The 8,923-nt window shown below is 70.9% G+C and carries 8 protein-coding genes; 4 read left to right on the top strand and 4 right to left on the bottom strand.

What is annotated here, in order from left to right:
* Nucleotides 1-1,617, top strand: a 1,617-nt coding sequence (locus P409_RS18150) for an aminopeptidase P family protein (RefSeq protein ID WP_081991600.1), incomplete at its 5' end; no start/stop codon positions are given.
* A gap of 111 nt (nucleotides 1,618-1,728) precedes the next feature.
* Here the strand turns inward: P409_RS18150 and P409_RS18145 are convergent.
* Nucleotides 1,729-2,961, bottom strand: a complete 1,233-nt coding sequence (locus P409_RS18145; protein ID WP_052120870.1) for an MFS transporter — start codon at nucleotides 2,959-2,961, stop codon at nucleotides 1,729-1,731.
* 141 nt (nucleotides 2,962-3,102) lie between these two features.
* Here P409_RS18145 and P409_RS18140 point away from each other — a divergent pair, with 141 nt between their 5' ends.
* Nucleotides 3,103-3,942, top strand: a complete 840-nt coding sequence (locus P409_RS18140) for a phytanoyl-CoA dioxygenase family protein (protein ID WP_034840770.1) — start codon at nucleotides 3,103-3,105, stop codon at nucleotides 3,940-3,942.
* Nucleotides 3,943-4,042: 100 nt separating this feature from the next.
* On the opposite strand, the gene P409_RS18135 is transcribed toward P409_RS18140, so the two are convergent.
* From P409_RS18135 to P409_RS18125, 3 genes are all read right to left on the bottom strand, one after another.
* The gene (locus tag P409_RS18135) at nucleotides 4,043-4,795 is read right to left on the bottom strand and encodes an SDR family NAD(P)-dependent oxidoreductase (RefSeq protein ID WP_034840766.1); all 753 of its coding nucleotides are present in this window, start codon (nucleotides 4,793-4,795) and stop codon (nucleotides 4,043-4,045) included.
* Nucleotides 4,792-6,102, bottom strand: coding sequence for an MFS transporter (locus tag P409_RS18130; RefSeq protein WP_034840761.1), 1,311 nt, complete (start codon nucleotides 6,100-6,102; stop codon nucleotides 4,792-4,794). The genes P409_RS18135 and P409_RS18130 overlap by 4 nt, the downstream gene beginning before the upstream one ends.
* A 100-nt stretch (nucleotides 6,103-6,202) precedes the next feature.
* On the bottom strand, nucleotides 6,203-7,600 hold the full coding sequence (locus P409_RS18125) for an MmgE/PrpD family protein (RefSeq protein WP_034840759.1): 1,398 nt from the start codon (nucleotides 7,598-7,600) through the stop codon (nucleotides 6,203-6,205).
* A 156-nt stretch (nucleotides 7,601-7,756) separates the two neighbouring features.
* Between P409_RS18125 and P409_RS18120 the strand changes: the two genes are divergently transcribed.
* Together P409_RS18120 and P409_RS18115 are read left to right on the top strand one after the other, a co-directional pair.
* A complete protein-coding gene (locus P409_RS18120; RefSeq protein WP_081991601.1) occupies nucleotides 7,757-8,512 on the top strand; it encodes an FCD domain-containing protein in 756 nt (251 codons plus the stop codon).
* Nucleotides 8,509-8,923: MmgE/PrpD family protein (locus P409_RS18115; RefSeq protein WP_034840755.1), on the top strand; the 415-nt coding region annotated here is incomplete at its 3' end. The genes P409_RS18120 and P409_RS18115, both read left to right, overlap by 4 nt.

The raw sequence follows: 8,923 nt of genomic DNA, 5'->3' as shown, positions 1-8,923 counted from the left end.
GTGGTCACGGCCGATCGGGCGGCGATCTTCATCGACGGCCGCTACACCATCCAGGCGCAGCAGCAGACCGACCCGGCGCTGTGGGAGCGGCGGCACCTGCACCAGGAACCGCACGAGGCTTGGCTGGCCGACGCGATGCCGAAAGGCGGCCGCGCCGGCTACGATCCGCGGCTGGTCACCGTCGCCTGGGTCGAGAAGGCGCGCAAGGCGGTGGAGGCTGCAGGCGGCACGCTGATGGCGGTCGAGGAGAACCCGATCGACACGCTATGGACCGACCAGCCGCCGACCCCGATCTCCCCCACCATCGTCCAGGCGCTCGACGTCGCCGGCAAGGATGCGCGGGAGAAGCGGGCCGAGATCGCCGAGGCGCTGCGGCGCGACCGGCTGGACGCGGTGGTGCTGAGCGCGCCGGAGAGCGTGGCCTGGCTGTTGAACCTGCGCGGCGCCGACGTGCCGCACACGCCGCTGCCGCTGTCCTTCGCCGTGCTGCATGCCGACGGGCTGGTCGACCTGTTCATCGACCGGCGCAAGCTGGTGCCCGGCGTCGACACCCATCTCGGCAACGAGGTGGCGATCCAGCCGCCGTCCAGCCTGGGCCAGGCGCTGGAGGGGCTGGGCCGTGCCGGCAAGGCGGTGCGGATCGACGCGGCCTCGGCCAGCGCCTGGGTGCAGGACCGGCTGAAGGGCGCCAGGATCGATATCGGCGCCGACCCCTGCGCCCTGCCCCGCGCCCGTAAGAACGCGGTCGAGCTGGAGGGCACCCGCGCAGCCCATCGCCGCGATGCTGTCGCCATGAGCCGATTCCTGGCCTGGCTGTCGCGCGAGGCGCCGTCCGGCCGGCTGGACGAGGCGAGTGCCGCCGCCAAGCTGCTGGAGTTCCGGGTGGCCACCGGGGCGCTGCGCGACCTCAGCTTCGACACCATCTCCGCCGCCGGCCCGAACGCCGCCCTGCCCCACTATCGCTTCAGCGCCGAGAGCAACCGGCGGATCGAGCCGGGCAATGTCTATCTGGTCGACAGCGGCGGCCAGTATCGCGACGGCACCACCGACATCACCCGCACCATCGCCGTCGGCACGCCGACGGAGGAGATGCGGCGCAACTTCACCCTGGTGCTGAAGGGCCATATCGCGATCTCGACCCTGCGCTTCCCGAAGGGCACCACGGGCTCGCAGATCGACGCCTTCGCTCGCCGGCCGCTGTGGGAGCATGGCCTCGACTTCGACCACGGCACCGGCCACGGCGTCGGCAGCTATCTCAGCGTTCACGAAGGGCCGGCGCGGATCTCGAAGACGCCGAACACGGTCGCGCTGGAGCCCGGCATGATCCTGTCGAACGAGCCCGGCTATTACGCCGCCGGCCGCTACGGCATCCGCACCGAGACGCTGGTGGTGGTGCAGCCCTGCGCCGCGCTCTCCGACGACAGCCGCACCTTCTATGAGTTCGAGACCATCACCTTCGCGCCGATCGACCTGGCCCTGGTCGACCCGGCGCTGCTGACTGCCGAGGAGCGCGCCTGGCTGGACAGCTACCATGCCCGGGTGCGGGAGATCGTCGGTCCGCAGCTGGAGGGCGAGGACCGCGCCTGGCTGGAGCAGGCGACAAGGCCGGTCGGATAGTTTCTTCTGTCATGCCCGGGCTTGACCCGGGCATCCAGAAGGTCTCGACGCTCTCTGGATTGCCGGGTCAAGCCCGGCAATGACAGTTGAGGGGTGGGTGCCGGCAGCGCCCTATTCCAGCTCCACGCCCTTGGTTTCCGGCAGCATCAGCGTGGCGCCGATGTCGATCACATAGATCACCGCCAGCAGCGCGATCGCCAGGCTGAAGGAATACTGGGAGGCCAGGGCCCCGACCACCAGCGGGCCGAAGCCGCCGACGCCGCGGCCCAGGTTGAACAGCACGCTCTGCGCCGTCGCCCGCGCCTCGGTTGGATACAGCTCCGACATCAGCGCGCCGTAGCCGCCGATCATGCCGTTGACGAACAGCCCCATCACCGCGCCGCCCAGCAGCAGCGCCGTCGGCGAGTCGAGCTGGGCATAGACCACGACCATGATCGCGGCGCCGGCCTGGAACAGGATGAAGGTCGGGCGCCGGCCGATCCGGTCCGCCAGATGGCCGAAGGCGCCGATGCCGACGCACATGCCGAGGATGGTCACCACCGTCCACAGCGCCGATTTGGTCAGGGAATAGCCCATGGCCGTCGACAGATAGGTCGGCAGCCAGATCATCAGCCCGTAATAGCCGAAATTCTGCACCGAGCAGAGGATGAAGACGGCGACGCTGATCCGGGTGGTGCGGCCGTCCTTGACCAGGAGCCGCAGCGCATTGCCCTGGCGCGCCTGTCCTTGACGTATCTGGGCGGCACGGTCGAGGAACAGCGCCGGCTCGCCGATGGTGCGGCGGACGACGAAGGACACGATGGCGGGCAAGAGGCCGATCGCGAACATGCCGCGCCAGCCGATCAGCGGCAGCAAGATCGGCGTGGCCAGGGCCGCCGCCAGCACGCCGGCCTGCCAGCCGAGCCCGACATAGGAGGAGGCGCGGGCCCGGTAGCGCGCCGGCCAGGTCTCCGCCACCAGGGCCATGCCGATGCCGAACTCGCCGCCCAGGCCGAGGCCGGCGATGGTGCGGTAGGCCAGCAGGTCCCAATAGCCCTGCGCCAGGGCGCAGAGGCCGGTGAAGACGGCGAAGAGCAGGATGGTCCAGGTCAGCACCCGCACCCGGCCGAGGTGGTCGCTGAGCATGCCGAACAGGATGCCGCCGGCCACCGCGCCGATCAGCGTCGCGGTCACCAGCGATCCCGATTCGGCCGGGGTCAGCGCCAGGCCGGCGGCCACCGCCGACAGCATGAAGCCGAGGATCAGCAGGTCGAACCCGTCCATGGCGTAGCCGACCGCCGAGGCGATCAGCGCCCGCCGCGCCGTCGCATCCGGCCGGTCCGCCGCCATTCCGCCTGCCGTCATTCCGATTTCGGTCGTCGTCATTGCCGCCCCCTGCCCGGTCCTGCCGCTGTCCCAGCATTGTTTCAGTTCGATTGCAAGCAAGAGCGGTGCCAGGGATCGCGATCGCGCTAGACTGCCGGAGGACTCGAAGCGAGGGTGGCGATGCTGAGCGAGGCGCAGAAGACGCAATACGAACGCGACGGCTATCTGGTGCTGGACGGCTTCAAGCCGATCGAGGAGATCCGCGCCGTCCGCGCCCGGGCCGAGGCGATCGTCGAGGCCTTCGATCCCGGCGACACGGTCTCGATCTTCACCACCAGGGAGCAGGAGCGGAAATCCGACGAATACTTCCTAACCTCGGGCGACAAGATCCGCTGCTTCTTCGAGGAGGAGGCGTTCGACGAGGCCGGCCGGCTGCGCCAGGCCAAGGCGCTGTCGATCAACAAGATCGGCCACGCGCTGCATGACCTGGACCCGGTGTTCGACCGCTTCTCGCGCGACCCGAAGCTGGCGGCGCTGGCTGCCGATCTGGGCCTGGCCGAGCCGCAGATCTGGCAGTCGATGTACATCTTCAAGCAGCCCGGCATCGGCGGCGAGGTGCGCTGGCACCAGGACGCCAGCTTCTTCGAGACCACGCCGATCAGCGTCACCACCTTCTGGTTCGCGCTGGAGGATGCCGACCGGTCCAATGGCTGCCTGTGGGTCGAGCCCGGCGGGCACCGCGGCCCCTTGCGTGAGCGCTTCCTGCTGGAGGACGGCGCGACGCGCATGGAGAAGCTCGACGCCACGCCGTGGCCGATCGACGCCACCGCGGTGCCGGTCGAGGTCAAGGCCGGCGCGCTGGTCTGCTTCCACGGCCGGCTGCCGCATTACAGCGCGCCGAACCGGTCGCCGGTGTCGCGCCACGCCTACACACTGCACGTCACCGATGGCCGCACCGCCTATTCCCCGCGCAACTGGCTGCGCCGCGGTCCGGACATGCCGGTGCGGGGGTTCGCCTAGAGAGCGGTGGCCTTCGGATCGGATCATCCTCGGGCGATAGCGTGTTGCCTCTCCCGCCAGGCGGGAGAGGTAACGCGACAGCGCACCCGGCCAGGCCCTTCTACGAGAGGAACGCCCCGCCATTGACGTGCAGGGCCTGGCCGGTGATGTAGCGGGCCGAGGGGCCGGCGAGGTAGCGCACCAGCCCCGCCACCTCCTCCGGCGTGCCGCGGCGGCCCAGCAGCGTGGCGTGGCGGGAATGGTGCGCCGGCTCGCCGCCGCCGTGAGGAGCGCGCTGGGTGCCGATCAGCCCGGGCACGACGCAATTCACAGTGATGCCGTCCGGCCCCAGATCGTGCGCCAGGCCGCGGGTGAAGCCGACAATGCCGGCCTTGGCGGTGGTGACATGCACCCGCCCGGCCGAGCCGGTATGGGCCGACAGGCCGCCGATGGTGATGATGCTGGCGGCATCCGATGCCTTGAGATGCGGCACCGCCGCCTGCGCCGTCAGGAAGGCGCCGTCGAGGATCACGGCCAGCACCTCGTGCCATTCGGCGAAGCTCATCGCCTCGAACGCCGTCTCCTTCCTCAGCGCGGCGTTGCTGACCAGGATGTCGAGCCGGCCGAAGGCCTCGACCGCCGCGGCCACCGTGGCCCCCGCCTGCTCCGGCACCGTCACGTCGGCCAGGTGCAGCCGGGCGCGGCCGCCCTTGGCCTCGATCTCCTGCACCACCCCGGCGGCGAGGTCGGCGGAGCTCCTGGCATGGACCAGCACCGCCGCGCCGGCGGCGGCGAGGTCCAGCGCGATGGCGCGGCCGATGTTGCGGGCGGCGCCGGTGACGAGGGCGACGCGGCCCTCCAGTTCCCGAGTCATGGCGAGGTCCTCAGCGCAGCGGGATGGGGATGGGCGGTGCCGGCCGGCCGGTCCGCCGCTTCCACCGGCCGGTCGGGGCGGACGAAGAAGGCCAGCACGATGCCGAGGCCGAGCAGCGCGATCGACACCAGGAAGGGCGGGCGATAGCTGCCGGTGGCGTCGAGGATGGCGCCGAAGGCGACCGGCGAGACCAGCGCGGCGACGCCGGCCGCGGTGCTGACGAAGCCGCTGGCGATGCCGGCGAAGCGCGGCGCGATGTCGAGCGGCACGGCCCAGATCGGCGCCTCGGTCATCTCCAGGAAGAACAGGCCGAGGGCGAGGCAGCCGGCGATCAGGGTCTGGCTGTGGATGAACAGCACGCCGCTGAGGCAGACCAGAGAGCAGGTGAAGCCCAGCAGCATGGTGTTGCGCCGGGCGCGGTTGACGTCGCCGGTGCGCTGGTAGATCCGGTCGGTGACCAGGCCGCCGACCGTGTCGCCGACCATGCCGGCGATGAAGATCAGGCTGGACAGCACGGCCGAATCCTTCAGATCGAAGCCGTATTCCCCGACGAAGAAGCTGGGCAGCCAGGACAGGTACAGCCACAGCGTCCAGGCGTGGCAGAAGAAGGCCAGCGTCACCGGCGCCACCCGCGGGATCAGCCGCCGCCAAGGCACCTCGGCGCGGCTGCCGACCTCGCGGTCATGCACCGGCAGCTCGGCCAACTCCTCCCGGGTCACATCCTCGTGATCGGCCGGATCGTCGCGGAAGTAGTTCCACCAGACAGCGACCCAGAGAAAGCTGACGACGCCGAGCACGATGAAGGCGCCGCGCCAGCCCAGCAGCGGGATCATCGCCACCACCACCGGCGGCGTCACCGCCGCGGCGAAGCGGGCGGAGGTGTGGGTGAAGCCCTGGGCGAAGCCGCGCCGGGCCTTCGGCACCCAGCGGCCGATCGCGCCGGTGGCGGTCGGGATCGTTCCGGCCTCGCCGATGCCGACCACGAGACGGGCGGCGATCAGCGTCCACAGCCCGCCGGCGAAGGCGGCCGCCACGGTGCCGGCGGCCCAGAACAGGCCGCTGATCGACAGCATGCGCCGGGCGCCGATGCGGTCGCCGAGATAGCCGGAGATGATCTGGAACAGCGCGTAGCAATAGCCGAAGGCGCCGAGCGCCAGCCCCAGCTCGGTGTTGCTGAGGCCCAGCTCGCCCTTGATCAGCGGCGCCGCGATCGAGAGGTTCACGCGGTCGACATACATGATGAAATACATCAGGCAGAGCAGGATGAAGACCCTGCCCGTGGCGCCCTTGAAGGCCCGGAAGATCATGGCTTGCCCTCCCTAAGGGATTGCCCGGCCGTTCTTGTCCTTGGTCTTGGCCGGCATGGCGAAGGAGTGGCGGCGCCGGAGGCCCCGGCACCGCTCGGGATCAGCGCGTCTGGGCCATCCGGGCGATGTCGCCGGCATCGGCGACGGATTCGAGGTCCCAGCACGCCCGCAGCAGCGCCGCCGTTCCGGCGTCGCCATGCACCGGCTGCACCAGGTCGGTGAACTTCGCCTCGAGGTCGCGATCGGTCATCGGCCGGGCGACGCTGCCGATGGCGTGGTCGACCCGCTTCTGCAGCACCCGTCCGTCCTTCAGCGTCACCGTCACGGCGACGGCATCGGCCGGCATCGCCGGGTCGATCACGGCCGTCACCCGGTCGCGCAGGCCCACCACCTCCGGATCCCGCACCCGCTCGTCGCTGTATTGCGGCTCGCCCGCCCGGCCATCGATGATCGCGACCGCGGCCGAGTGGTAGACGCTGAACTTGCCGTCCAGTCCGGTCTTCGGCGCCGTCTTGCCGGTCAGCTCCAGCACCAGCGGATGGACCTTGAGGTCGATGCGCTCGATCTCCGCCGCCACCAGCCCGTGCTCGTTGCGCAGCTGCACGCAGCCGTCGATCGCCGGGTGGATGACGATGCCGCAGGCGAAGGGCTTGTAGCTGTTCAGCAGGATCTCGTTGCGGATGCCGAGGTCGCCGGTGATCTCGTCATAGTTCCGGTGCGTGCTGGTGACGTTGGCCCAGCCGCGCCTGGCCTCGATCCCCTGCTCCGAGCTGGTGTAGCCGCGCTGGGCCAGGAGGGCCGCGGTCAGGCCGTTCTGCGCCGCCCGACCGGGGTGGAAGCTCTTGGTCATGGTGCCGAACATCTCGCGCAGCCCGACCGGCTGGGTCGCGGCGAGGCCCAGCGCCCAGACCATGCGCTGCTCGTCCAGCCCCAGCAGCTTGCCGGCGGCCGCCGCGGCGCCGAACACGCCGGTGGTGCCGGTGATGTGCCAGCCGACATGGTAGTGGTCGGGATAGACGGCGTTGCCGATGCGGCATTCGACATCGACGCCGAGCACCAGGGCGTTGAGGAAGTCGCGGCCGCTGACCGGCCGCAGCTCGGCCAGCGCCAGGATCGCCGAGGCCACCGGCCCGGCCGGATGGATCACCGTCTTCAGATGGGTGTCGTCGAAGTCGAAGACATGCGAGCTGATGCCGTTGATCAGCGCCGCGTGCAGCACGTCCATCCGCTCGGCGCGGCCGAGGATGCCGGCCTGGGCCGGCCCGCTGAACGGCGACAGCGCCTCGATCGCGATCGACACCGCCTCGTGCCGGGCCGAGCCGACGGCGCAGCCGAGCCAGTTCAGGAAGGTACGCAGCCCCTCATGCCGGACATCGGCCGGCAGGTCCTCGGTGCGGGCGGCGGCGAGATGCCGCGCCAGGATGCGCGTCACCGCCGGCGGCAGCTCGACGGAGGCAGGGTCGGATGGGCCGTGGGCCGCGGCCGTGGCGGTGCTCATTCTCGGTCTCTCTCGTCTTCGGGTCGCTCGGGGTCGTCGCGGGCGGGGCCGCCTGAGGATCCCCTGCGTCGCTCCTGGTCAATTACATATTGTCGACAATCTTTCAATCGACAATCTCCATTCACACATCCGGCGGGCTGATCTATGGTGCGCGCCATGACCCCGCCTCTCGCCTCCCCGCTGGAGCTGCTACGCTCCCTCACCCTCTCCGGCCTGGTGCAGGAGGAGATCCTGCGCCGCATCAAGGCCGGGGAGATCGCCGCCGGCTCGCGCCTGAACGAGCTGGAGCTGTCGCAGCACCTGCAGGTCAGCCGCGCCCCGGTGCGCGAGGCGCTGCGGGCGCTGCAGGAGGCCGGGCTGGTGCGGCTGGAGAAGAACCGCGGCGTGTTCCTGCGCGAGCTGTCGGACCGGGAGGTGGCGGAGCTGTACGCCCTGCGCGCCACGCTGGACGAGATGGCCGGCCGCCTGCTGGCGCCGAGGATCGGCCAGGCCGAGGTGCTGGAGCTGAAGCAGATGCTGGCGGCGCTGGAGAGCGCGTCGATCCGCGACGGCGTGAACGGCTATTTCCCGCTGAACATCACCTTCCACGACCGGCTGGTGGAGATGACCGGCAACGCGACGCTGCTGGAGATGTATCGCCAGGTGGTGAACCGGATGCATCTGGTGCGGCGCCAGAGCTTCGCCACCGCCGGCAGCAGCGCTGCCTCGCATGCCGAGCACCGCCAAATCCTGGAGGCGCTGCAGACCGGCGATGCGGAGGCGGCCGGCGCCGCGATGCGCGCCCATGTCGAGGGCGGCTACGCTCGCAACATCCTGGCCCGGGCCCACGACCCGGCCGATTCCGACCATGTCGTCGTCGCCGGCCCAGCGCCGCGACGCCGCCCCGCTGCCCGGAAGACACAGACCGAATGACCGCCATACCCCTGCCCGCCGCCGGCCATGCGGTGGCCGAGCAGCTCGGCCGCTGGATCGCCGGCACCGAGGCGCGCGCCTTGCCGGACGAGGCGGTGGCCACCGCCCGCCGGCTGCTGCTGGACGTCGCCGGGCTGTGCGTCGCCGGCCGGCACGAGGACTATATCGCCGCCACCCTGGCGGCGACGGATGGCACCGGCGCCTGCACCGCCCTGGGCCATGCCCGGCCGCTGACCGCCTTCGACGCGGCGCTGGTCAACGGCACCGCCGCGCACGGTGAGGATTACGACGACACCTTCGAGGGCGGACCGGTCCATTCCGGCGCGGTGATCGTGCCGGCGGTGCTGGCCGCCTGCGAGCGCGAGCGGCTCGGGCGGCGAGGGCGCTGCTGCGCGGCATCGCCGTGGGGGC

Origin of the sequence: Inquilinus limosus MP06, from assembly GCF_000767795.1 — a bacterium.
GTDB lineage: Bacteria > Pseudomonadota > Alphaproteobacteria > DSM-16000 > Inquilinaceae > Inquilinus > Inquilinus limosus_E.
The sequence above is the reverse complement of the archived record's forward strand: the minus strand, read 5'-3'. Positions and strand labels throughout refer to the sequence as shown.

Bases quoted from the DNA above. Each gene is read 5' to 3' on its own strand.
- P409_RS18120 (WP_081991601.1), top strand. From the start codon at position 7,757: ATGACCCCGCCTCTCGCCTCCCCGCTGGAGCTGCTACGCTCCCTCACC.
- P409_RS18125 (WP_034840759.1), bottom strand. From the start codon at position 7,600: ATGAGCACCGCCACGGCCGCGGCCCACGGCCCATCCGACCCTGCCTCC.
- P409_RS18145 (WP_052120870.1), bottom strand. From the start codon at position 2,961: ATGACGGCAGGCGGAATGGCGGCGGACCGGCCGGATGCGACGGCGCGG.
- P409_RS18135 (WP_034840766.1), bottom strand. From the start codon at position 4,795: ATGACTCGGGAACTGGAGGGCCGCGTCGCCCTCGTCACCGGCGCCGCC.
- P409_RS18130 (WP_034840761.1), bottom strand. From the start codon at position 6,102: ATGATCTTCCGGGCCTTCAAGGGCGCCACGGGCAGGGTCTTCATCCTG.
- P409_RS18140 (WP_034840770.1), top strand. From the start codon at position 3,103: ATGCTGAGCGAGGCGCAGAAGACGCAATACGAACGCGACGGCTATCTG.